This window comes from Aporhodopirellula rubra (assembly GCF_014192335.1).
GTDB classification, from domain to species: domain Bacteria; phylum Planctomycetota; class Planctomycetia; order Pirellulales; family Pirellulaceae; genus Rhodopirellula; species Rhodopirellula rubra.
On the sequence record NZ_JACHXU010000028.1, the window covers coordinates 62,503 to 88,315 of the forward strand.

At 58.2% G+C, this 25,813-nt stretch carries 9 protein-coding genes (1 of these 9 cut by a window edge); 3 read left to right on the forward strand and 6 right to left on the reverse strand.

The features are described 5' to 3' along the window. Together FHS27_RS26720 and FHS27_RS26725 are read left to right on the forward strand one after the other, a co-directional pair. A protein-coding gene (locus tag FHS27_RS26720) for a hypothetical protein (RefSeq protein WP_184308820.1) crosses the window boundary here: on the forward strand, positions 1 to 10,914 show its 3' portion. The gene continues 16,356 nt to the left of window position 1, outside the view; only the last 10,914 of its 27,270 coding nucleotides appear in the window; the start codon falls outside the window, past its left edge; its stop codon occupies positions 10,912 to 10,914. Positions 10,915 to 11,103: 189 nt separating this feature from the next. Then, entirely contained in the window at positions 11,104 to 13,935 is a 2,832-nt protein-coding gene (locus tag FHS27_RS26725; protein WP_184308822.1) for a phosphoenolpyruvate carboxylase, read from the forward strand. Between the two features lie 95 nt (positions 13,936 to 14,030). Here FHS27_RS26725 and FHS27_RS26730 read toward each other — a convergent pair whose 3' ends face one another. Both FHS27_RS26730 and FHS27_RS26735 read right to left on the reverse strand, forming a co-directional pair. Continuing rightward, complete coding sequence (locus tag FHS27_RS26730) at positions 14,031 to 14,495, reverse strand: beta-lactamase hydrolase domain-containing protein (protein ID WP_184308824.1); 465 nt, start codon at positions 14,493 to 14,495, stop codon at positions 14,031 to 14,033. Positions 14,496 to 14,701: 206 nt separating this feature from the next. Further along, the gene (locus FHS27_RS26735) at positions 14,702 to 15,631 is read right to left on the reverse strand and encodes a UDP-2,3-diacylglucosamine diphosphatase (RefSeq protein ID WP_184308826.1); all 930 of its coding nucleotides are present in this window, start codon (positions 15,629 to 15,631) and stop codon (positions 14,702 to 14,704) included. Positions 15,632 to 16,321: 690 nt separating this feature from the next. On the opposite strand from FHS27_RS26735, the gene FHS27_RS26740 reads away from it, so the two are divergent. Further along, a complete protein-coding gene (locus FHS27_RS26740; protein ID WP_246421014.1) occupies positions 16,322 to 18,793 on the forward strand; it encodes a glycoside hydrolase family 95 protein in 2,472 nt (823 codons plus the stop codon). 200 nt (positions 18,794 to 18,993) lie between these two features. On the opposite strand, the gene FHS27_RS26745 is transcribed toward FHS27_RS26740, so the two are convergent. The 4 genes from FHS27_RS26745 to FHS27_RS26760 all read right to left on the reverse strand — a co-directional run bounded on the left by FHS27_RS26745 (position 18,994) and on the right by FHS27_RS26760 (position 25,536). Continuing rightward, the gene (locus FHS27_RS26745; protein WP_009105465.1) at positions 18,994 to 19,176 is read right to left on the reverse strand and encodes a secreted protein; all 183 of its coding nucleotides are present in this window, start codon (positions 19,174 to 19,176) and stop codon (positions 18,994 to 18,996) included. Positions 19,177 to 19,386: 210 nt separating this feature from the next. Next, on the reverse strand, positions 19,387 to 20,610 hold the full coding sequence (locus FHS27_RS26750) for a DUF1559 domain-containing protein (protein ID WP_184308828.1): 1,224 nt from the start codon (positions 20,608 to 20,610) through the stop codon (positions 19,387 to 19,389). A gap of 748 nt (positions 20,611 to 21,358) precedes the next feature. Further along, on the reverse strand, positions 21,359 to 23,287 hold the full coding sequence (locus FHS27_RS26755) for a hypothetical protein (RefSeq protein WP_184308830.1): 1,929 nt from the start codon (positions 23,285 to 23,287) through the stop codon (positions 21,359 to 21,361). 44 nt (positions 23,288 to 23,331) lie between these two features. Continuing rightward, positions 23,332 to 25,536 (reverse strand): hypothetical protein, encoded by a 2,205-nt coding sequence (locus tag FHS27_RS26760; protein ID WP_246421016.1) that lies wholly within the window; start codon positions 25,534 to 25,536, stop codon positions 23,332 to 23,334. Between the last annotated feature and the right edge of the window lie 277 nt (positions 25,537 to 25,813).

A 25,813-nucleotide genomic window follows, 5' to 3' on the forward strand; every position in this document is an offset into this window, starting at 1 on the left:
AACGGCGGTTACAACGAAGATTACTTCTTCGTACTCGATGAAACGAATCCTGTGCCGAGCCCGACGAGCGAATCCGAGATGCTCGACGACCGGCAAACCCGTCGCACCGACCGAGCACTCTCCGCCGCCCAACTCGCCTCGCCGTTGGCCGGACCGCTGCGTCGATTCCTGTTCCCACACACCGAACAAATCGGCTCCGGCGCATCCGCTGACACCTCCGAGACACTCAACATCCTCGGTGTCAACATCGAGTTGTTCGTCAACGGCTCGGGCGACGCCGACGCACCTCCATCGGGACGTATCGGCCAATTATCGGCCGTCAACACGTTCGACATGTCCCAAGGACTCGGCATCCCGGTACAGGATGTCGGCGAATCCGAAGGCGATTTCCAAAATCGACTCGATGAATGGAGCGAACGCAAATCGTTCCTCGCACGAACGGCCGTCGACGACGTCATCGGTCGTCACTACACCACCTACCGCTACACCGGCACCGACGTCGGCACGTTCGCGTTTGAAGGCGTCGACTTCGCAACCCACCCGGACTTCGAAGCCATCACGGTGGACTTCAACACCACCGACGATGCGATCGCACAAACGGTCACGCACGGCAACGTGGTCCTCGTCGAGTACGACACCGTCAGTTACGGACTCTACGAGTTCGTCGCCGGAAGCACCGGTCACAGCGAAACGTTCACCTTCGCGACCGAAGATTTCACCGACACGAACCGGTGGACCCCGATGACGATCACGCACGAAAGTCATGTCGATGTGCCACGTCAACTCGGCCCCGACTTCGATGCGTCCGCGTTCCTGACCGCCACCTCGGTCGCGCACGGGCAAACCGTCGTCGTCACCGCCGACGCCGCACTGAAGATTTACCGATTCGTCGGCGTGGACGCTGGCAACAGCGAAGACGTCACCTTCGCAGATGAGGATTTCACCGAGACCGATCGATGGGAATTCGTCGTCGACGGAGCCACCATTCCGTTGTCGCTCGAAAACGGGCAACTCGTCTCCGACACCGCGGACCTGCAACGCGTCACCATCCAAATTGTTGACGACGTCAATATCGAAACTCTGGATTCCGACTCGCACAACGGCGAAAACGACGGCACCCTGTTGGTGACCGCCGATGGCGATGTCGCACTCAACGGGGCCAGTGACCTGTTTGTCAAACAGATCGTTTCGGCAGGCAACGTGCGCGTGCGTTCGATCGGCGACCTCGTCGACCTGGAAACCGCCGACGGTGCCGCGGTCATCGCCGCCGGGGACGTGAACCTCAACGGAAAAATCATCCGCGGTGTCAACCTTGTCGACGGAGTCAACTCGCCGCTGCGTGTTCTCGTTCCGCGGACCGCAGAGTTGTCGGGATCATCCGACGCCGACTTCCGCGTCATCCAAGGCAACGGTACCTATGACGCCAATGGCACCAACATCACGTATGATGACCTGATCGTTTCCCGTGCGTATGCCCGTGGCAACATGGACATCACCGTCACCGATGGCGACCTGACGATTGGCAAACTCGAAGCCCTCGGCATCGTCACCCTGACCACCAACCAAAACCTCGTCGACGGTTCGCCATCCGCAACGCCCACCGACTGGAACGTGTACGCACCGCAGTTGGTCCTGAACGTTGACGGCAACGTCGGATCACTCACCAATCCCATCGACCTCCGCATCAGCCACGCGTTCGCGGATGCCCTGACGGGAGTCATCACGGGCGGCATCAGCGGCAACGTGCAGGGCGACGCCTATCTCCGCAGCGACGTGTCGACGACGATCGGCAGTTACGAGAAGGACGACGAAGACAACGACGTCAAACTCGCGTTGACCGTTGAAGGAACCGTCTTCCAAATCAGCGTCACGGGCGAACTGAAGTTCATTCAACTCGATGCCGAATCGGCAACGACGACAATCAACAGCACGGGCAGTGTTCTCGACGGACGCATCGTCACGCCGGACACCGACGCGCACATCGTCACCCACACGCTCTCGATCAACGCCACCAGCGTGCCAACCCAAGACGCCACGATCGGATCGATCGCCGACCACTTGTTGATCGACACGACCGACGATGGCAGCGGATGGCTCAACGCGACGGCGGATAAATCGATTTGGATCGACGAAGTTGCCGGGCCGCTGATGGTCAAACAAGTGCTCAGCAATTCGGGCAACGTCACGCTGTCGTCCGCCGGCAATCTGCTCGACGCCGACAACACCTCCGCCGATGACGTGATCGGCACCTCCGTCGAACTGTTTGCGGGACTCGCCGACGCAATCGATGCCGTCACCCACAGTTCGATCGGTCTGCTCGCACATCCGATCCAAGTCGACACTCGCTCGACGTACACCGTCGAGGCCGACGATGACAGTCAACCGACCGAACGTCTCGGCGCCACGACAACGGGCAGCATCTACCTGACCGAAACCGCGGGTTCGGCCGTCATTGGCGACATCATCAGCACGGTCGCCGGCGATATCGTCGTCACCCTGCCCGACACCGCGGCAACAGGCGAAGACATGTTGCTCGACGTGGCTAGCCTCGTAATCGCCACGGACGGAAACGTGACCTTCGACGTCGGCGATAGTTTCCGCATGTCACGCAACATCTCCGTTGACGGGGAAGGCGATCCTGATTCGACGATCACCGCGAGCGGTGAGTTCATCCTCAACGTTGACATCGGTGACATCGACGACATCGGCACCGTCATCGACATCTTTGAAAACATCGCCGCACCGATCTCCCGCATCACCAGCGGCAACGACGAAGACACCGTCAACATCGAGTATCTCGACGAGAACCGCTACTACGTCGACGGCACCGGCGGCACCGACGTCTACAACATCACCCTGTCGGGCACCGGCAGCGAACGCATTTCGATCGACGACACCGGGGCTCCGGATGACGGCGTCGACTCGATCCTGATTCTCGGAACTGCGAATAACGATCTGTTCCTGTTGCGTGAGAAATTCGTCGCCCTTCTGCAAACGACCGATGAAGTCGGTGACGAAGACGGGCTCGAAGACACCTACGAACGCGTCGACTACACCGACGCGATCAACGCCCGTTTGCGAGTCAACTCTCTCGCCGGCGACGACACTTTCGTCACCGATGACAACTCCGTGATCACCACGCTCGACGGCGGCGTCGGAAAAGACACGTTCCAAATCGGTCAGGTCTTCAGCGGCAACCCGAACGAAACCGGCGGCGTGGCTGTCGAAGATCAGATCGCGTTGTTGGATCTCAAAGGGGACAACTTCCTCAGTCACGGTATCTCCATGCCAATGGTGATCTACGGCGGTGACGGCGGCGACAAATTCACCGTCTTCAGCAACAAGGCGGCGATCCGGCTCGAAGGCGAAGGCGGCAACGATGAATTCATCATCCGCGCCTTCATCATCGACGGCGAAACCGTCATCGAAGGCGGCGACGGCGAAGACACCATCCGATACAACATCAATGCCCCCGTTAGCATCAACGGTGGCGACGGAACCGACACAGTGACGGCCGTCGGTACCGAAGCCGATGACTCGTTCGTGTTGACCGAAGACGGCGTGTTCGGCGCCGGACTCAACGTGACGATCGACGGCGTTGAAGAAGCAGTGAAGGTTGACGGGCTCGAAGGCGACGACACGTTCTACGTCCTCGGCACCCGCAACGGTGTCGCTTACACGATCATCGGCGGACTCGGATCCGACACCGTTGTCGTCGGCGGCGATGTCACTCAAACGATCGTTTCGACCGATAATCGCGGTTCGTCCGCGGTCGTAAACCACGGCACCGAAAGCCTGACCAACTCCGACTACGATCTCGCCGTGTTCGGTGGAATTCCCGTCACCGTGGCCGGTTCCGGTTCGGGCAGCGTCGAGACCAAAGTCGCCGGTGCGATCCTGATCTCCGAATCTGGCGGTGCGACCAGCGTCGTCGAGGTGAACTCGCAGAAACCTGACGTCACCGACACGTACACCATCGCGATGGTCATCCCTCGCACCAAGAGCGACGGGACCGAAGAAGAGAACTACGACTACACCGACGCGTTCGTGTACGTCACCATCTCCGCCGCCGGGGCATCGACCACCGACATCGACGACAACGGCAACCAAGGTGCGATGCTGGAAATCTCGATCGACGGCGGCACGACTTGGGTCCGCTCCGCCGTGGTTGTCTTCGACGGCAGCGACGTGGCCGAATGGAACAAGACCTACACGGTCCAGGTCCGCGGGATCGCCGACGACGCCGAGGAAGGTCAACGCCTCGCTCAAATCAATCACTCGGTTCTGTCCAACAAAGCCGACTTCTATCGCTTCCCGTTGGCGGACGTCCAAGCCACGATCTTCGATGACGATCAAGGCGGACTGATCATCAACGAGACCGAAAACAACACGCTCGTCCTCGAAGGTGACACGGTCAGTGAACGGGTCGACGACAGCTACACGGTCCAACTGACTAGCCAACCGACCGCCGACGTCACCGTGACGCTCGGCCAATCGATTCCCGACGACGACGTCGCGCAGGTTCAGTTCTTCGATCAGTTCGGCACCGAGATTTCGACGCTGACGTTCACCCCGGCCAACTGGAACACGCCGCAATCCGTCACCGTCCGAGCCATCAACGACACCGACGTCGAGAACATCAAACCTCGCACGCTCACGCACACGATCACCGCGGGTCCGTCCGAATTCACCTCGCACCCCGACGGCCCGACCGTGTCGATCGACGTGCTCGACAACGACTCCGCCGGCGCCCTGATCGTGCAGTCCGACGGGAACACTCTGGTCAGCAAAGACGGCACGCTGACGGACTCGTACACGATCCGTTTGACCAAACCGCTGACCGGCACCGACATCGTCGATGTTCCCTTGATGGACGACGGCCAAGTCATCTTGTCCGCTCCGGGCATGTTCCCGGCCGTCGGCGACACTCCCGGCTACCTTCGCTTTGACGCGACGAACTGGTCCACGCCAATCACCGTCACCGTGACGGGCAACGCGGCGTTCTCCTCCTCCGGCCAACCCGAACTTTCGTTCGCGTATTCAGCACACTTAGCGGCCAGCATCCAGGGCCCGATCGATTTCATCGGCGGTATCGGTGCGGAGAGCAACGAAGCCATCGCTCGCGCGGTCATGTTGCCTCACGAAACCGCATTCGACGTCGATCGTGGCGTCGACCCGACGGACGAGACAACGCAAACCGACCGTTTAGAAGTCTACAACGACGCGTCTCGCACCGACGATAATTTGACCGTCACCGCGACCAACATTTCCGGCATCGGAATGGGCACCACGCCCGTAATCATCGAGGGCGAAGACGGCGAGCCCGACACGACTCTGCCCGCTGGCATCAACTACAGCGACCTGGAAGTTGTCGAAATCATGCTGGGCAGCGGCAACGACAACATCGTCGTCAACTCCACCGCCGCGGGAACCATCACCGTTATCCACGGTGGCGGTAACACGATGCTCGAATCAGCCGTCATGGGTGGTGACACATTCACGGTCACCGGCGGAGGCGTCGACGGAGACATCAATCTCGAAAACGACACCGACGCGCCGCTGATTTTGCTCGGCGATACCTTCCAAGACGGAACCCGCTATGCCGCACCCGGCGATGTCGGAACCGGTGCCGCGATTCGATACGAGAACGCGGGCAACGACGTCTTCAACATCACTTCGTCCAACGGCGTGACCGTCTACGGCGGCCTCGGCAACGACACCATCAACGGCGGATCGGGCGACGACCTGCTGCTCGGCGGTGGCGGCAACGACACGATCTTCGGCAACGACGGGCATGACTCGATCCTCGGCGACTCGGGTCTGAACGCGGACCTGTCCATGCGGATGGATCTCGCGACGTCGATCCTCTCGATCGTTCACAACAATACCGCGTTGACAGCGGAGCAAAAGACGCTCTACCGCACCACCGCTGACTACGCGTTCAATTACGACGACATGACCGGTGGCGATGCCGACAACCGCAACGACAACCTGTTCGGCGGAAACGGCAACGACCTGATTTTCGGCGACCACGGCAGCATCACGTTGGACGTGATCCGACCGTTTGATGATAACGGCACGCCGGAAATCCTCACCGACGACACCGCCGCATCGACGGCACTGTTGCTGTTGACCAGCCGCGCGGTCGTCAACGCCCGCAGCGAATCGACCGACATCGGCGGCAGCGACCAGATCACCGGCGATGCCGACAACGACCGTATCTTCGGCGGATTCGGCAGCGACTACGTCAACTATTCACGCGACGGCGAAGTCCTCAACCCGGTTGGCGAAACGGGCCTCGACATCATCGTCGGCGACTCCGGATCGCTCACCTTCAGCCACGTCGACAACGTCGTCGAGACAGACGGATTCGGAATTCTCATCACCGCCGAAACGATCGCCTGGGAAGACGGAGCGAGCGATTGGATCACGGCGGGTGCGGGACGCAAAATCATCCTCGGCGGTGCCGGCGACGATCGCTTGCTCGCCGGTTCTGACACCGTCGCTGACTTGATTCTCGGTGACGAAGGCGTCGCCAACTTTGACGCGACCACCGGCATCATCACCACCGTGCAAACCACGACTCCGGGTGAAGGTGGCAATGACATCATCACGGCCGGCAACTCGACCAACATCCTGATCGGCGGCTTCGGCGGTGACATCATCACCGGCGGCGACGCCCGCGACGTGATCCTCGGTGACAACGGACGAGCCACGTTCAATGAAACCGGCGACCTGGTCTTCATCGAAACAACCGACACCGCGATCGGCGGCAACGACATCATCACCGCAGGCGGTGGCGACGACGTCGCACTCGGTGGTGCCGCTGACGACACGATCGACGGCGACGCGGGGCTCGACGTATTGATGGGCGACAACGGACGCATCGACTACACGCTCGACGGCGACTTCAGTACCCTCGATCAAATCATCACGATTGATCCGACGATCGGTGGCATCGACACGATCAACGGTGGCGACGACAACGACACCATCATCGGTGGTACCGCGGGCGATATCCTGCACGGCAACGCCGGTCACGACATCCTGCTCGGCGACCACGGCGAAGTCGATTTTCGACGCCCCGTCGACCGCCGTGTGATCAGTCGCTTCATCGCGGCCCTTGATAGCGGCGGAGACGACACCATCGACGGTGACGACGGCGATGACTTCGTGTTCGGCGGACAAGGCGGTGACACGATCCGCGGCGGTGCCGGACAAGACGACCTCGTCGGAGGACACAACGTTCCCTTCGGTGCCGACGGCGACGACATCATCCACGGCGGTGACAACGAAGACGTCATTCTCGGCGACAACGGCTTGATCTCTCGCACGTTGCTCAGCACGCAACTCGGCACATGGGAAAACTACCTCGCACCGATGGACGCAATCGCCATTCGCGAAATCAACGCGTTCGACGATCGCGACTTAATCGGCGGCAACGATGAGATCTACGGCGACGACGCTCAAGACATCCTGATCGGACAACGTGGCGACGATACGATCCACGGTGGAAACGAATCCGACGAGATCGTCGGCGGCCTCGGCAGCGACACAATCCACGGCGACGCGGGCGCTGACTTCATTCTCGGCGATGCCGGACAGATTCTGCGTGCGTTCAACGAGGACGGCACGCCGCGCCTCAACCAAGACGGCGTGTGGCACCGTGACCTGATCACCGAACAAATCGGTACCGTCAGCGACATCGTGCCGATCGATCCGATTCAGCTGCAAAACCCGCCCGCCGATCTCGCCGCGAAACTGCTCGCCGCCGATCGAGTCGTGTTCTCGGGCGTGCACCTTCCCGGTGGAGCGAAACTCTCCGACAGCGAAACCGGACTTTGGCAAACGGTCGCGATTCTGATCGATCTTGTCGACGCCGATGATGATACCGTCAACGGTGGCGACGGCAACGACGTCATGCTCGGTGACCGCGGCAACGACATTCTCTTTGGCGACGCTGGCGATGATACCGTTATCGGTGACCAAGGGATCAACCTATCACCGGCTTGGACCGATCTACCGCAAATGGTCGACGCGATCCGATTGATCGGGGTCGACGCGATCGCCGACGACTGGACCGGGCTCGAATTGAGTCTGCACCCCGACGGACACGTGATCGTCCCTGAAATGGTCGCCCGAGTCGGTGACCTGATCGCCGAACGACCTCGTTGGGACCGCGTCTCGAACGTGAATCCCGTCCTCGCTCAAATCGCCGACGAAGACTCCATCACGACCACCAACGACCTGACGCTCTCGCCGTCACTTCTCGCCCTCCCGCACTTCTTCGGGCATGAAGGCGACCTCGACGGAAACGACACGCTCAACGGTGGCGATGACGACGATCTGCTCTTCGGCGATTCCATGATCGTTAACAACGAACTGCAATCGGGCATCGAGCACATCGACTCGGCGTTGAACTCCGTCGAGACCGCGATGGCAGGAATCATGCAGGCCCTCGAAGGCCTTGCCCTCGATCACGAAATGGTTCGCAAGTCCATCAACAGCGAAGCGATCGGTGGCGACATCCGCGTGGGCAGTGACACGATCAGCGGCGATGCCGGGAACGACACCATCGTCGGCGATAACGCCATGTTTGAATTGCCCGCAACCCGCGGCATCGGAGGTTCCGGCACACCGTTGGAAAACGCCGTCAACCTGCAGCGATACCTGGCCGACCTCGAAACCCTCGCCGCCGACGCAATCGGACTTGTTGGCGTGGCCCACCTCGGCGTCATCGACACGTTGCTCGACGATGCCGCGGCGACCCGGCCTAGCCTCCCCGCCCTTTCGGCAAACGAAGTCCAACACGTATTCTTGCACGACCTCATTATCGGTGAAGACGAGATTTACGGCGAAGCCAAAGACGACGTCACCTCATCCGGCAACGACACGATCATCGGCGGTGACGCTCTGTTCCTCATGCCGCTCATCACCGGCACGGTCACGGACTTCCCTGAAACGCCAATCACGGTCGGCCTGACCGCGGATGAACTCGACACGTTGAACGACACGCTGCGTCTCGCCGCGGACGCCAACACACTCGATCTTCAATCCCGTCGCGACGCCCGCGTGATCAACGTCACCAACGAACTCCGCGACCGGACTCCACTCGACCGGATCGCACTCGTTCCACGAGTTGACCGCGAGATCGATCAAGACGAACTCAACGGTGGACTCGGTGACGACGTGATCTTCGGCGACGACGGATTCCTCGTCCGGCCCCTCGTTCTGAACACGCCGACCAACGTCACCGAACAGCGTGAACTCGATTACCGCGTCAGCAAAATGCTCACGCAGACCGTGACCGCGGCCCGCCAAGACGTCGCAAACGACTACCAAAACTACCTCGGCCGAACCCGACTCCGCAGCGAAGGCGCCGAAGTGTTGCTCCCCGAAGCACGTCACAACCAAATCGACGGCAACTGGGATTTGAAGAACGATGGCCTTCGCGGTGACGACGGCAACGACGTGCTGCTCGGTGACGACGGAGCCCTCGTCAGCCCCGTGTATGTCAACGACACCGGCTACTATCACTCGCTTCGCGGATCCGAATATTCGGTCGAATACATCGACCACGCCGCCCAGACCTTCTTCGACGATCCGGCCCTTCAAAAGGTCGACATTGACCGCAACGAAGATGACCTCGAAGGCGGCGCCGGCAACGACGAATTGCTCGGCCAAATCGGCGACGACGTTCTCTTTGGAGGAACCGGATCCGACGTGCTTCGAGGCGGCAACGGCGACGACCATATCATCGTCATGTCCGGTGACCGACGGTACAACGATGGTGCCGACGTTCCACGACTCGATCTCGGCGAAACGATTGGCACGCACCGCAATGCCAACACCACGTCGGTCGAACAACGCCTCCTGCTCGATGCCGCCGCATCGGCGGACAACGCGGCTGAATGGAACGTGACACCGGACCCCGACGCAGGAAACGAAACCGATCACGGCGACGTCGATCCGCCGACGCCCGTGGAACGGACACTCACGATCGTTCCGCCGACTGCGTCGACCGTCATCGGACAGGCGACCACAATCGCAGTCACCATCGCGGATCTGCCGGTCACTGCCGTCGCGAACCTCGTTTGGCAAATCACTGATTTCGAAGGTGCCACGATCGCCCAGGGTTCAGGCGAAACGTTTGATTTCACACCGCCGAGCGGCGGCACTTACACCGCAACCGTCACCCTGTCGGACACCGAAGCCGGATTCGGCTCCGCGACGCTTGATCTGACGTTCGCCGCCACGGACACCACCGACGATTTGGCAACGCCGGGCATGAAGATACTGGTTATCGGCGGCACGGACCTCGATGACGACATTATGTTGCTCTCCGTTCGCAACGAACCGAACTCGGTCGAAGTCCGAACGCGAAACGGCAAAGGCCCGTGGACCCGAGTGACGCATCAAAACATCAGCCGTGTCGAAGTTTACGGTGGTGCCGGCGACGATGACATCTCGACCGATCGCCGACTCATCATCCCCGTCGCCCTGTTCGGAGGCGTCGGCGACGACAAACTGCGTGGCGGTGGAGCCGGCGATTATCTTTCCGGAGGTGCGGGCGAAGACCGCCTTCTCGGCAGCAACGGGGACGACATCTTGGTCGGCGGTTGGGGAATCGATCGCCTCGATGGCGGACGCGACGACGACTTGCTGATCGGTGACGAACTCGCAATCGTTGACGGAAAGACCGACCACGAAACGCTGTTCACGCGTTGGTCCGAATCCGCCGACGATCCGGCCGACCGCCTCGCCGCTTTGATCGACGATCTCTCCGCAGCCTCCGAAAACGACGGTGCCGTGGACCTGATCGATGGTGACCGAGGAGTCGACGCGTTCTTCGCAACACTCACCGACCGAGTCCAATTCCGAAGCCGCGACAACGACGTGAAGCATCTGTTTTAGTCGTGGGGGGATTGAGTGACAGCAAGACAGGCGACTGGTTGCAACCTGCCAACCTCTCCACCCCCTTATCTCGCTACTAGGTTCCCCGATATCCCCTCAGCCATTGCCCCGGTGAAAAAACGTTGCTGAGCCAATAGGATGTGAGCGGCTCTTTTCCACCCTTTCTTTCACTTTTCAAAAGTCTCGGCCATGGTTTCTTCCAGTGTTCTTGCACTCGACGTTGGGCAACTCGATCGCGATTGGCAGTGGCTACTGGAGTCACTCGCGACCGTACTCAAACGCGGCGGGGACGGAGAACTCGCGGACCTGCTGCCGATTCCCGGAAAAACGTTCTCCGACAGTGCCGCGCCGTCGGACAGCGTTCAGTTGACTCAGGCGTATTCGATCGCGTTTCAACTGCTCAGCATGGCCGAGCAAAGCTCCGCGGCCCGGTTCCGCGACCGGATCGAGAGCGAAGAGCCCGCCGATCCGTTACCCGCGTTGTGGGGAGACAGTCTTCGGCAACTCATCGACGCCGGTTGGACCTCGACTCAGATCGCTCAACATCTCCCATCGATCCGCGTTGAATTGGTTTTGACGGCCCACCCGACGGAAGCCAAGCGGGCCACCGTGCTGGCCCATCACCGTCGCCTCTTCGACCGCTTTCAACTTCGCCACGACAGCGATCTGCCGCCGTGGAAGCGTGACGAGAACGACGCCGCGATCGAAGCCGTACTGAATATCCTGTGGCGAACCGGCGAAATCTACCTAGACAAACCCGACTTACAATCGGAACGACGCAACCTGATGGACTACCTCAAGCACGTCTTCCCGCGTGCGCTGCGTCCATTGGACTTGCGACTCCGACAAGCTTGGAAGGACGTCGGATTGGATCCCGCCGCCATCGCCGACCCGCTCGCGCTACCGCGAATGACGTTCGGAACCTGGGTCGGTGGCGACCGTGACGGACACCCGCTGGTCACGCCGCAAGTCACCGCCGAAACGCTCTACCAACTTCGCAGCGAAGCGATCGGACTGCTCCGCGCCCAACTCGTCGAGTTGGCACGCCTGGTCAGCCTGTCCGCCTATTGGCTGCCCCCGTCGAACTTGTTCCTTTCGCAGGTCGCCGCCCAAGCCGAAACGATGGGCCAAGTCGGACGCCGCGCGCTCTCACGCAACCCGAACGAACCGTGGCGTCAATTCATCAACCTGATGATTTCAAAACTGCCATCGGACGGACCACCCGCAAATCCAAACGACGCGCCACCGTCTTGGGTTTACCAACACGCCGACGAATTGCTGGCCGACCTGCGGGTACTGCATCGCAGTCTCGTGGCCGTCGACATGTCTGACACCGCCGTCCATGCGGTCGCGCCCCTGATGCGGATCACGCAAACGTTTGGCTTCCATCTCGCCGTTCTCGACATTCGTCAAAACAGCAGCAAGCACGACATCGCGATCGAACAACTGTTACACGCCGCCGGTTTCCAAGACACCAACTTCTCGCGTTGGGACGAAGCCAAACGGATCGAGTTTCTCGACCAAGAACTCCGTTCGTCGCGGCCGATGGTTCACCCGGACTTCTCCGCCGGTGCCGAAGCCGAAGCAGTTCTCGGTGCACTGCGTGTCGTCAAAGAACACTCGCAGGCCTACGGCATCGACGGGTTGGGCGCGCTCATTGTCAGCATGACTCGCAACGCATCGGACTTGTTGGCGGTCTATCTCCTCGCCCGCGAAGTCGGCCTGCTCCAACCAACCGACGAAGGCCCTGTCTGCCCATTGCCTGTCGTGCCTTTGTTCGAAACGATCGACGACCTCGACCGTTCCCCCGGCATCTACGAAACCTTCCTGAGCCATCCGATCACGCAACGCAGCATGGCCGCGATCGCTCGCCGTCGCATTGCCTCGATCGACCTGACGTCCGCTGCCAAGGAATCGAAAACCGCAGCAGACCTGTCATCGCTGGAAGACCAAAAAGTAGGCCAGGTCATGATCGGGTACAGCGACAGCAACAAAGACGGCGGCATCCTCGCCAGCCTCGTGGGGCTTCGGCAAGCCCAGCGACGACTCACCCAAACCGGACTCCGTCACGGCGTTCGCGTACGTTTCTTCCACGGACGTGGGGGCACGATCAGTCGCGGTGCCGGCCCAACGCATCGCTTCATCAAGAGCCTCCCCGACGGCACGCTCGCGGGTGATATTCGGCTAACCGAACAAGGCGAAACGATCGCCCAAAAATACGCTCACGAACCGACCGCCATTTACAACCTCGAGCTATTCCTCGCGGGAGCGACGCGGAAAACGTTGATGGACTCGCGTGAAAATGACGGGCCACACCCGCTCGAACCGACGCTAATGGAACTCGCCTCGTGGGCGCGCGGCGCCTACACGGACCTGCTCCATACCGACGGGTTCGTTGAGTTCTTCCGTTCCGCGACGCCGATCGACGCGATCGAACAAAGCCGTATCGGATCGCGCCCATCCCGACGGACCGGCCAACAAACCCTCGATGACTTACGTGCGATCCCGTGGGTCTTCAGTTGGGGACAGGCACGTTGTTATCTGTCCGGATGGTACGGGGTCGGCACCGCACTCTCGCGGCTCAAAACCGAACAACCCGATGCGTTTGCAAAGATCATCGAGTGCCTTCGCGATTGGGCGCCGCTGCACTACCTGATCAGCAACGTCGCCACCAGCGTCTCGGCGGTCGACATGGTCGTGATGAAGGAATACAGCACCCTCGTCGAGGATGACAAGCTTCGCAAACGATTCGTCGAACGAATCGAATCCGAATGGGGACTTGCCACCGCGATGGTCGAAGAGGTCTACGGCGGCCCCATGGCCAGCCAACGCCCCAACGTTGAACGAATGATCCAACTCCGCGGTGAAGGTCTGCGTCTGCTCCACCGCCAACAGATTTCGTTACTGCGGCGATGGAGAAGCTATCGCAGAATGGGCGAACAGCAGCAAGCCGATCAACTCCTGCCCAGCCTTCTGCTCAGCGTCAACGCGGTCGCATCAGGACTCGGAACGACCGGCTAATCGTTCCCCGAAAATGCCACAGGCCAACAGCAGGTTGTGATGTTCACCCAAACCTGTCCCACCGTCTGACGACGGCGGCGACAGGCGAATGATCGTCACGACGATGCCTTCGCACCCTGACGACCATCGACGTAGTCCTTGACGAACTTCTCCAGTTCCGGTTGATCGCATTCAAAGCCCATTTCCTTCGCTTTCTTAAGTGCCTGATCGCCGGACATGTCGTTCTCGACCGCCGTGTGCATCATCATCATCGCCCCGGCCCGTTTGCCTGACTTGCAATGGGCGAAAACGGGCTTCGGTAGAGCCTCGTATTGCCGGCGCACCGCGTCGACTTTGGTTTCGTCGATCTCGTCGATGGATACCGGGACGTGCAAGTATTCCATCCCATGGGATCGAACGAGGTCACCCTCATCGTCCGGCGAGAGCGGTTGATCCTCTTCGCCCTCGGTCCGAAAATTGATAACCGCCTTGAATCCATCCGCAGCCATCGATTTGATTTCCGCCTCGGTAGGCTGCGCCCCGACGGTAAGCTCGTCATTGAACTTCATTTGATTCGACATATTGTTCTCCTATCAGAAGGTTAGTGATCTCATCTGGTGAGGTTGCAATTGATGTTCCATCCTTGAGGAGTTTCACCATTTTCAATCACCGGAGAAACATCTCGCGAACATTCACGCTCTTTTCGGCAGTCCCAGTGACCGCCAATCCGGCATGATGGTCGCGAATCAAACAGCCCGCCGTCTGCCCGCTCGATGCGTGTTGCGTTCTACCGCGATACCGCATAATCACTCGCCGCGTTAGCCACCACAAACCCTCCGACCGTCGGACCAACGCATTTCCCGGCATCTTCCAAACTCGCCGGCAAGACATCCTGCTGACCGATGGACGCGCAAGCCGCGTTTACGTTGCGCGGCGGCAACTGCAGGAACATGTCCTCGTCGTAGCGACAAATCAACTGAATCTGTCCGTTCTTTCGTTCGACCAATCCGGTGCAATTCTCAACCCAATCGCCGGTGTTGCAGTACCACGTGTTATCACCGGAAACGATGTCAGGAGTATGGATGTGACCGCAAATAACTCCGTCGCAACCGTTTTGCTTGGCATGTTCCATGATCTTATTTTCAAACCCGCTGACAAAACGGATCCAACGTTTGACGCGATCCTTCAACACCGAGCAACCACCGTACGGATTGCGATCGTGCGACAACCACGTCTGATGCCACCACCGGTTCAGACTCAAGCAGGCGTCATAAAAAAGAGTACTCCCTTTGGACAACCACCGCGCATTCTCTTCCACGCAGTCAAACCGATCGCCATGCGTAACCAAGAACCGCCATCCACCGAGCGTCTCCATCACGAACTCGTCACCAACCTCCAAACGCGGGAACGCGGCCAAACAGCCTGATTGGAATGCCGGGTTTCGCAGGAACGCATCATGGTTACCCGCGACGTAGTAGATTCTCGTTCCCCGGTTGGTCAATTCAATCAAGTGCGCAATCACATCGTCGCACGCCTGCGTCCAATGCCAACCAGCATTGACCTTCCAACCGTCGATAAAATCGCCGACCAAGTACAACGAATCGGGCTGAAAGCCACGTAGGAATGCCAAAAATTCCTCAGCACGTGAATGCTTGCACCCGAGGTGCACGTCGCTTACGAAGAGAGTTCGAACCGGCGTGGGGGCAGGCCGCTGCATGTCCGCTTCCTTGACAGAGAAGGATGGGGGAACCGGTCGATTTTTTCCCGCGAATCCAATTCACGAGAATTGCATGCTCCAAACCGAACCGGTCGTCCGTCAAATGAATTTCACTTCTGCAGCAGACTCTAGCAGACCGTTATGACGTTCCTGTTAACGGCCAATGCGGGTTGAAGGAAACTTCGCTGGCTCCGGCGAAACAATTTCCTTGCAAAAATAACAAACTCGCCAAGAACTTTTTGCCGCACGAACCAGGCAAACGCTCTGAAGTCGACGATATCGGATCCTCACCAACGCGGCGTGTTGCGCACAAGCCAATTCACGCGGCCAGGGCGATCATGCGCAACACGATGCACGAACGATCATCTCGGCGCAAAGGTTTCCACGACGATCCATTACGGCTTCAAAGACTTCACGATGCCTTCGCGGTGTTCGCGTCGATGTGTCGCATGTGCCCCAGTCGTGCGGACGACTTCACCAGTAGTCCCGCCCCGGCATCTCTGGCAAAATCGCCTCCTATCAAAAACAAAAGAGTAACAGCAAACGTTGCGCGGGCTTCGTCGCCCCGTTGCCTCGACCTCGTTGCCCCGTCACACCGTTGCCCCGTTTTCTCGTCACACCCTCCGTCGGCAACTCGATCGGCTCTCAAACCTTTTGCCGCAACAATCAGATCGCATTGAAAGAACGAACATGAAACACATCCTTCTTATTATGTGCAGTTGCATGTTTTGCCCACTCGCCTATTCGCAAGACGCATCCAATTCCAAAGTCTCCAATTCCCAATTCATTGACGAGCAGTCATTCGACCCCACTTCTATCCTCTGGTACCAACAACCCGCCGGCGTCTGGGAAGAAGCTCTGCCCGTCGGCAACGGACGCCTGGGTGCGATGGTGTTTGGCGGAAACGCGGAAGAACGAATCCAACTTAACGAAGAGACTTATTGGACGGGCGGCCCCTACTCGTCGGTCGTCAAAGGTGGCGCGGAGTTCCTGCCCGAGATCCAACGATTGATCTTCAATGGCAAACCACTTGAGGCACACAAGCTCTTTGGGCGTCACATGATGGGATACCCCGTCGAGCAGATGAAGTATCAGTCACTCGCGAATTTGCATCTCTTCTTTGAAGACGAAGAAGTGACCGACTACCAGCGGTGGCTCGATCTCGAAACGTCCACATCGAGCGTGCAATACAAAGCACATGGAGTGACCTTCCGTCGAGACGTTCTTTCATCGACGCCGGACCAAGTGATCGTCGTGAGATTGACGGCCGATCAACCGGGCCAGATTTCTTTCCGAGCACAACTGCGGGGCGTGCGAAATTCGACGCACTCAAACTACGCCACCGACTACTTCCGAATGGACGGCGTCGGCGATCATGGATTGATGGTCAACGGCAAATCCGCCGACTACCTCGGGATTGAAGGAAAGCTGCGATACCGAGCGCAGCTCAACGCGGTTCCCGAAGGCGGATCGATGCACGTCAAAGGGGCCGAATTATTTATCAAGAATGCCGATGCGGTCACGCTCGTTTTTGCCGCCGCGACGAACTTCGTTAACTACAACGACATCAGCGGCGATCAGATTGCTCGCGTCAATGACTACTTTAACAACATCCGAAACAAGAGCTTCGCTGAGATTTCAGATGCCGCGATCCGCGACTATCAATCCTTGTATCAACGAGCCGAATTAACTCTCGCCAATACGACCAACTCGGCATTGCCAACCGACGAACGGATGGCCGCGTTCGAAACCGCGGACGATCCCTCCTTGGCCGCACTGGCGTACAACTTTGGTCGTTATCTGCTGATTTCCTCTTCTCGCCCCGGGACGGAAGCCGCCAACCTGCAGGGCATTTGGAACGAAAGCCAAAACCCTAGCTGGGATTCCAAATACACCACCAATATCAACACCGAAATGAACTACTGGCCGGTTGAATCGGGCAACCTTTCCGACTGCGCTGAACCTCTCATCACAATGGTTAAGGAACTCACCGACCAGGGCAGTCAGGTGGCTCGCGAGCACTATGGCGCCGACGGTTGGGTCTTCCACCAGAACACCGATCTTTGGCGTGTGGCGGCTCCGATGGATGGTCCCACCTGGGGCACGTTCACCGTTGGCGGAGCTTGGTTGACGACTCATTTGTGGGAACACTACCTCTACACCCTCGACCAAGAATATCTGGAGGAGATCTACCCGGTTCTCAAGGGTTCCGTCGAATTCTTCATGGACTTTCTAGTGGAACATCCCGACGGTAAAGGATTGGTCACGAACCCTTCCAATTCGCCCGAGAATCCACCGAAGGGTCCAGGCTATGAATATTTCTATGACGAAGTCACGGGAATGTATTACTTCACAACGATTTGCTACGGCGCCAGCATGGACATGCAAATCATCACGGATCTGTTCGCCTATTACGCAAAGGCCACTGAGGTCCTCTCGCGTGATCAGGATTACGCGAAAAAGGTCCTCGACGCTCGTTCGCGAATCATGCCTCCGCAAATCGGAAGCGACGGCAGTCTGCAGGAGTGGGCGGAAGACTACGAGCAACTCGAAGATAAGCACCGGCACTTCTCGCACATGTACGGCCTCTACCCCGGCAACGTCATTTCCGCCAAACGAACCCCTCAATGGATCGACGGGTGCAAAGCGGTGCTGGAGCAACGCGGCGATGGAGGCACGGGATTTTCACGCGGATGGAAAATGAATCTTTGGGCGAGACTCTACGACGGAGAGCGGGCTCACAAAATATTCAAAGGCTACATCAAGGAGCAAGCCTATCCCCAGCTCTTTGCGAAGTGCAACACACCGCTGCAAGTCGATGGAACCTTCGGTGTGGCAGCCGGGATCACCGAAATGCTGATGCAATCCCACGAAGGCGTGATTGACCTGTTGCCTGCGTTGCCCAGTTCATGGAACGCCGGACGGTTCGATGGCGTGTGTGCCCGAGGAGCTTTCGAACTGGACATGCAGTGGGACCAAAATCAAATCACACGCGTCGAAGTTCAATCAAAGAAAGGCCAAACCTGTCGGATCAATCCCAAAACCGAAGTCGATGTGACCGTCAACGGCACAACCGTCAGTACGAAACCGACTAAAGACGGTGGCATTGAATTCGAGACCGAACCGGGTGAGACCTACGTCCTCATCGCTCGTCAGCCCTAAACATGGAACGGGCCCAATCGTGTCGCGTAAATCGGACCGGTATGGTTCGAGCCGTCCGTTCTCAACCTTGATTTTTGATGCTAACAGTTTTTGATGCTGACAATTGTTGAGGCTGACAGAGCGTCAACAAACACGAAAAAAGCCGCGTCTACTTGATCGCGGCTCGTCGGCATCCAATCTCCTGGATTCACGCAATCAGACTACGGCGATTGCGGGCGATCCGTCGAAGACGCTCGTTCTTTTTGCTGTGCTTCCAGCTCAGCACGAATTTCTGCTAACTGGGTTTCCTCGGCACCTTCGAGCATGTTTTCCGGAGCCGGCTCACTGCAACCAGTAGCGAGACACAGACAGGACATTAACAGGAACAACTTAATCAACTTCATGGGACTTACAACTAATTGTAAAGAGGTTTTCAAAGAACGTTGATCGAAGCCACGGTGCCAGCAATGGCGAGTCATGACGTCGAGAAGACGAAGCCAGGCTGCTTCCTTAGCAAAGGCAACAGCCTGGCAAAACATTTGAGATCTCGTAGGCATCAACGGGGCAGGAACGCTACCGCAGTCGGCAGGCGGCTAACCCGATGAGAGTTTTGCCTAGAATTCTTGGTCAATCGTTTCCTTGGCAGCACGACTACCCAGAGCCCCCCACAAACCGTAAGAACTCTTGTCACCAGGGCGGTAGTTGCTATCCGGTGCTCGGCTTCGTGAGTCGCCGGCTTCGATGGAGTCGGTAATGAACTTCACCGCACCGTCGGACATCAAGACATGAACCCCACCTTGGTGACGGCTCGATGGTGGTGCAACCGTCAACCAGAAGTCATGCGAGAAGCCGCACAACTCACGGTTGGGTGGCAGGATCGTGTTCATGACGGTGTAAGGGGTTAGTTGGTCAAACCAGCGGTAACCACGACCGTTTGTCGAAGTCGAGACAGTCGTTCCCGACGCCCAAAATTGTGGACGCTCTGAGTCGATCAAACCGGCGGTGTCAGTGCAAATCGAAGGGTTGCCGATGTTTTGACCACCCCAGAACTTCGAGGAAGTTTGCGAAATGGTCCGTTTGTCCTTGTCACCCAAGTCAGTTGCGATTTCACCCATCGCGATGGTGTTCGACAAACCATCCAGGATGTCACGGAAGCGAGTGGTGTGGAAGTTGATGAAGACGCCTCGAGCCGATCCCCGAATCTGGTCCGCTTCGGTGTTGTCCATCTTGTCCAAGTGCCGGCCGTTAGGCAGTGGGCGATAGCCACGATACATGTAGTTGCCTGAGTCGCCGAAGCAGACGGCGTAGTTCGTTCGGCCAGCCGCTGGAAGTCCTTTACCTGGGTCGCTTGGGCAGCGGAAACCGGGGATTTCGGTAACCCATGGCACATATCCGCCGGCGTTGACCCAATAGTTCGGGCTCGGGCCCATCGCTGGCCACGGATCGGTCGTTGGACGGGTGGTGCCGTCCGCGTTTTGAATGCTGGGGTTGGCCAGTTGCTCCCAGATCGCTTGCTGCTCGATGAACGGGAGAAGGCCACCCATTGCGGACAATTTGCCCATGGTGGCGTCTTGCGATTGACTCCACCAATCTCCACCGGTGCCGTAGGCGGCATGGTCATCGGTCCCACTGCCGTGGCGTGGGAGCTGGTTGTAGGCGCTGTGGTAGTTGTGAATTGCCAATCCAATTTGCTTGAAATTATTACTGCAGCTCATTCGACGAGCGGCTTCACGAGCAGCCTGAACTGCGGGCAGAAGCAAACCGACCAACACACCAATGATGGCGATGACCACGAGCAGCTCTACCAAGGTAAAGCCGGTGCGAATAGGACGTTTCATGTTATCAAACCTCTGTAAAAATCAAAAAGACGGACGAGTTAATGTGCCCAGCAGTCCCCCAAGGACCGCTCAATACGTACAAATTAGACCTCGAACCGTTAACAGTCAAGTGTTAACAATCTTCAAAATCACCAAATCTTGCTTTTTTTGGCGGAACATTTACCACTAAATTTGCGTAGCGACGCACGACATTGGCTGCCATCGACCATCGCTCTGCCCCTACCAAGACTACCCGTAGGCACCAGAAGCGACGTCTTTCCTCAGAGCTATTTCTGATGTGGAGTTCTGGGAGACGTGGAGTTGTGGGAGACGATGCCAAGAGCAATGAGTCCAGAACGCCCAACCCCGGCGTTCGCTTTCTCTGGCGTCCATGAACCACCGACGAGGACGAGGGACACGCGCGTGATAGTCCCGACGAAATCCGGCGAAGGCCGAAAACGCGGCCTGCAATCTCAGTGACACGTCTAATAGTGGGTGTAACGAAAGTCAGCCGCACCGAAGTTGGCTCGTTGCAAAAGAGCGTCTCTCGCGGATTGGGTCTGCGCCGCACGAACACCGCTCCACCGTCCTCGTCGGAAATCGCAGGTGCAAAGCGTCGTTGCCCAAAAGGTGACAGACGACATTCTGCGATTCACTTTGGAAAAACCCCAAGAGACAATTTGCAAAAAGTTCGATTCCAACGAAAAAGGGGACGCGCACGAAACCGAAGTAGCGTGTACGTCCCCTTTTCAAGCATGACGCTGATTATCTATCGCATGGCGAGCGGTTGTTTTTCCGCGGCTACGAAAACACGTCGATCGTACTCCGCGATGGCGCGGAGTGAACGCATTGACATCGCCAATTCATGCGGACTCAGCGTCGTCAACTTTTCGCGTCTCCGGTCGCTGGCTAGTCCGTTGTTGACATGAATCACTGCACGCACGATTTCGGGTGACTGCAATTGCTCGGGGGTCAACGACATCGTCAGCCATAACAAGATGCTCCCGGTGCTGTAGAGAGACTCTTGCCGAGCAGGCACAACGAGTTGCCTTGCAAGCGCCGCAGGATCGGTCGATCCGGAGTAGCCCAGGTAAAGCGGTCCCCACGATCCATCGCGTCCTTGCAACTTCAACGCGTGCTCGTGAAAACGGGCGATGTAGCGTTCCACTTGGAGATGCCGCCCCGTTCGAGGAACATCATGTTTGCGTGCCCAAACAACGTACCGCGTCAATCCCATCAATCGATCGATGGAGTCGGCTTCGGTGACGGACACCTTGCGGCTGAGTTCCTCGCCGGCGATTCGGTCGAGTGACCAAGTTTCCCCGGCTGCGTTGGTCCAAGTGGTGTCGGCGTCGAGATACGTGCTCAGTCCGAAGAGGGTGAGCGACAAATCGACTCCGGACTGCACGCTCGCTTGCTCCCATCGCACGAGGTCCCCCACCGTGCCACTGGATTCGCCAATGCGGATTTCGTTCTTGGTGCTGATCGCAGACATCGCGAACGTCGATAACAATTCGCCGCGTTTGGTTTGATACCCATGCCCGATACGGGGCATCACGTTGTGCTCCGTCGCGACCAGCAGCCGTTTACCTGCACATGGGTAATTCCAACACAACGCACCAACCGCGTTGACGCGTTGGCGAGTCCGTGTGTTGATCACCAATTCTGTCTCACTGCCAAACGCGACACACGCGTGCATCACTGCCGTGGGTGGCATGACCTGAGTGCTGAGAGGTTGTTTGTAAAGATTGAACGTCGCGCGGATCGCCTTTCGCAGCGAGAGCATCTCGGGCGTCCATTCGACGACGGGTACCGAGACGGCTTCGGCGAGTTCGTCAGCATCCGCATCGGTCGATGATTCACGCGGCACTTGGTCGGCCAACGAAAGTTCATCCGCGGTCGGCTCTGCGAGTTCCGCTTCCTCAGTCTCGGCTTCTTCGCTCAGTGAGACATCTTCCGCAGAGTCGTCTTCAGAAGAGTCATCATCTGCAGATTCGATTGCAGTGGTATCGATTGCATCTTCGTAGAGCTCTTCCACTAACTCATCCAGCGACGCACCGTCGAGATCCATCTCCACGGCAGACTCATCTTCCGCACCCATCGCTTCTTCAGCATCCATCGCATCGTCCGCAACGGGTTCGGCATCGACAGCATCGTCGACATTCTCGATTGATTCCGAATTGGTCATCGGCGCGTTGAACGCAACGCCCCCGTCCAAACGGTCAATCTCCAACGAATCATCCGCCTTGTCTTTCGCCGGTGAAGCGCTGACTTCGTCTACGATTGCCGACAACGCAACTTCGCCGGAATCGTTGGCCGAATTGATTTCCGTCGGCTCATTCAACTCGACGGCCGAGCTGATTTCCATCTCGGACATCACGTCGACTTCATCGACCAAGTCATCCTCAACAGTCTCATCATCGACCGCCTCGTCTCCAACGACTTCGCTCTCGACGAACACGGGGACCGCCGGAGGTGCGACGGGGCGTGGTAGAGGACGCAGCACGACGAGTGGCCGGATCGTTTTTCCGATTGGCGGAACGGGCGGCTTCGGTTTATCTTCCTCGTCGCCTTCCCCGAGGATCGCCCCAAAGAAGCCACCACGAGGGCTGGCCGATGCCGTTTCAACCACCAGGATGAAACCTAGTAGGCATACTAACAGTCGCGGTAACAAGATGACGGTCCACCGGCGTTGCATGATCAAAGAGTCCTTTCTCAATAACATTGTTCTGTACTTGATCGCTAGCGTCGTGAGGAATTGCGTTGGGTCGTGTTTGTTGTCGCGGTGCGACGCCGAGTGTTCGTATTCGAGGTCGTTTGCGGTTTCGCTTTGACCTCAGGGCTGAAACGATCGATCAGGAATCCTCCGTTACTGCCACGGCGCGAGATGCTGTTGTTTCTCACCCGACTTCCATAGCCATCCGTTCCACCGTGATCGATCAGGAAGCTAAAGTTGCCGCCGCAATGGGGCATCTCGTGATAACTGATCGAACTCGACGCATAGCCTTGGCTGTGATTGCGATAGCGGTCGTCTCCGTCATAGTCGAACAGAATCCCGAGGCCCGCCTGCGATCCGTTACCTTGGGTGGTCTTGCCGTTTGATCGATATTGATCATCGCCCGAAAAATCACTGAGCAGTCCGATCGAGGCGTCCCACGCGTGACCGAGTCCCATGATCGTTCCGTTGTACGTGTCATTGCCCTCGTCATCGAAACAGAATCCAGCGGCGTAATGGCAGCCGAAGCCCATCCCGAATCGTTGGAACGAAGGTTCTCCGCGACGTCCGCCTGAGAAACTCTTCACGGTCGCACCCACGCGTTGATCGTTGCCACCGAAGTCGCGTGCGAACCCGAGGCCGAGCCAGTAACCACCGCCGTGCGACAGATAGTCGAACTCATAGATATCATCGCCGCCGCCATCGAGCATCACCCCGATCCCGCCGCTGGCCACGGACCTCAATCCCGCACCGACACCTTGCCCCCAACCTTCGTAACCAGGGGTCGGGTTGTCTTCGTCATCGGCATAGGAACAGATGAAATGACCGCCGGTGTAGTAATGATCGCGGCCGTCCATGTCGGCGAGCATCCCGAAACCGAGCGTGCAGCCCATGCCCTGCGTCCACATGGCCCCATGATATTGGTCGTTGCCGTCCCGATCGAGCAACAACCCGATTCCCGCGAACGCCTGCCCCTGAACCCGGCGGAATCCGGAGTATCGGTCGTCTCCGGAGTGGTCGACCAGAATCCCGGCACCGCCCAAACAAGACGCCTGGGCCATGTCTTTCGCTTGATAGCGGTCGTTCCCGGCCAAGTCGACCAGCATCGAGATGCCGAGAATCGCGGCACCTTGAATCCCCGGTTTTGACCCGACATATGAATCGTTGCCGTCGAGGTCGAGCGTAATCAAGACCGGCCGGTCCAACGAAACGGTGCCTTCACGATAAACGTCGTTCCCACCGAGATCGATGACCACGTTCACATCCGACATCGCATCGAGGTCATACGTGTTCGGCCCACGTCCACCGATCACGATACTGCCCGACGGCGTATCGATTCGTTTGACTACCGTGCCGGAAACGCCCTCCACCCGAACACGAGTGTCATCAGGTATTCGTTTCAATCGCTCGAGGAAGTCTTTGTCGCTGAGCGGCATCATCACTTCGGCGGCGTCATGAATCGCACCACGATCCATTTTCTCTAACATGTCGCAGATTTTGCGACCGCGGCCACGGTTGGCCAACGTGTAACCGACATCGTTTTGCGAAACCAGCAGCGGATACAGCTCTCGGTTGAGTTGACTCAATTCGGCAGGCGTTAAGGGCGCCAATGATTCAGAGTGACTTTGCTGCACACGTTCGAGTACCGCGTTGACGAACGCCAACGGGTCATCCGATTCACGATCGAACGGAATCCCCGCCTTCGTCTTCAACGGTACGTCCATCTTCGAACGTGCCATCGCCATGGTTCGATCGAGCCCACCGTTTTCATTCTTCAACGACTCAAACAGATATCGCGTGAAACCTTCCGATTCCGCTGGCGTCGTCAACGGGTTCCGCATTAAAGCGTCGTACCACGAGAGTCGACAATTGCCGGTGACCTCGTTGACGTGGCGGGTGCCCGTGGAAAGGTTGAGCTGATAGCCGGTGTAGTTTTGAAACTGCAACAGACTCTGATCGAGTTTCCGCTGACGCAATTGCGACGTGATTTCGTCGGTAAGAATTGTCATCTTCGCAGCACTGCTACGAGCGACCGGCTTGGTCGACGCCGAGGCCGGTAACACGACAAGAGATTCGCCGGATTGAAACGTCGAGCGAAGTTCACCTTCCTGTGCGTCGGCTTTCATGCCGCCACCACAAACAACACTCCATCCCAACAATGCTCCGTAGAACGGAACCGTTAATACAGACCTCAGCCATCGCCTGCGTTCGTTCCGAAATCGGCGTCTCATCCTTGAAATCTCCCAATCTTTTTTGATGTCCGGATCGCAGCAGACTGCGTCCGTGATGATTCTCGGCTCTCACCCGACCACTCATGAGCGACTCTGCCGAAGTGCACAGAGATATCGTCGGTTGTGACTTCTCAGCACAGCAAGTGACCCAACGGGCACGATTTAGAGGCACCGCGTCACGCCACAACTTCGTTCCGCACGCCGCTAAAAACGAGCGGTCCTGAAGCTGTTTCGCACCCCCGCACTCCAGACGCCGCTGCAAACCTCCGCACCTTCC

Excerpts from the sequence above, each read along its gene's own strand:
- FHS27_RS26745 (WP_009105465.1), bottom strand. The coding sequence starts at position 19,176 with ATGAAGTTGATTAAGTTGTTCCTGTTAATGTCCTGTCTGTGTCTCGCT.
- FHS27_RS26750 (WP_184308828.1), bottom strand. The coding sequence starts at position 20,610 with ATGAAACGTCCTATTCGCACCGGCTTTACCTTGGTAGAGCTGCTCGTG.
- FHS27_RS26755 (WP_184308830.1), bottom strand. The coding sequence starts at position 23,287 with ATGCAACGCCGGTGGACCGTCATCTTGTTACCGCGACTGTTAGTATGC.
- FHS27_RS26760 (WP_246421016.1), bottom strand. The coding sequence starts at position 25,536 with ATGAGACGCCGATTTCGGAACGAACGCAGGCGATGGCTGAGGTCTGTA.
- FHS27_RS26730 (WP_184308824.1), bottom strand. The coding sequence starts at position 14,495 with ATGTCGAATCAAATGAAGTTCAATGACGAGCTTACCGTCGGGGCGCAG.
- FHS27_RS26740 (WP_246421014.1), top strand. The coding sequence starts at position 16,322 with ATGAAACACATCCTTCTTATTATGTGCAGTTGCATGTTTTGCCCACTC.
- FHS27_RS26735 (WP_184308826.1), bottom strand. The coding sequence starts at position 15,631 with ATGCAGCGGCCTGCCCCCACGCCGGTTCGAACTCTCTTCGTAAGCGAC.
- FHS27_RS26725 (WP_184308822.1), top strand. The coding sequence starts at position 11,104 with ATGGTTTCTTCCAGTGTTCTTGCACTCGACGTTGGGCAACTCGATCGC.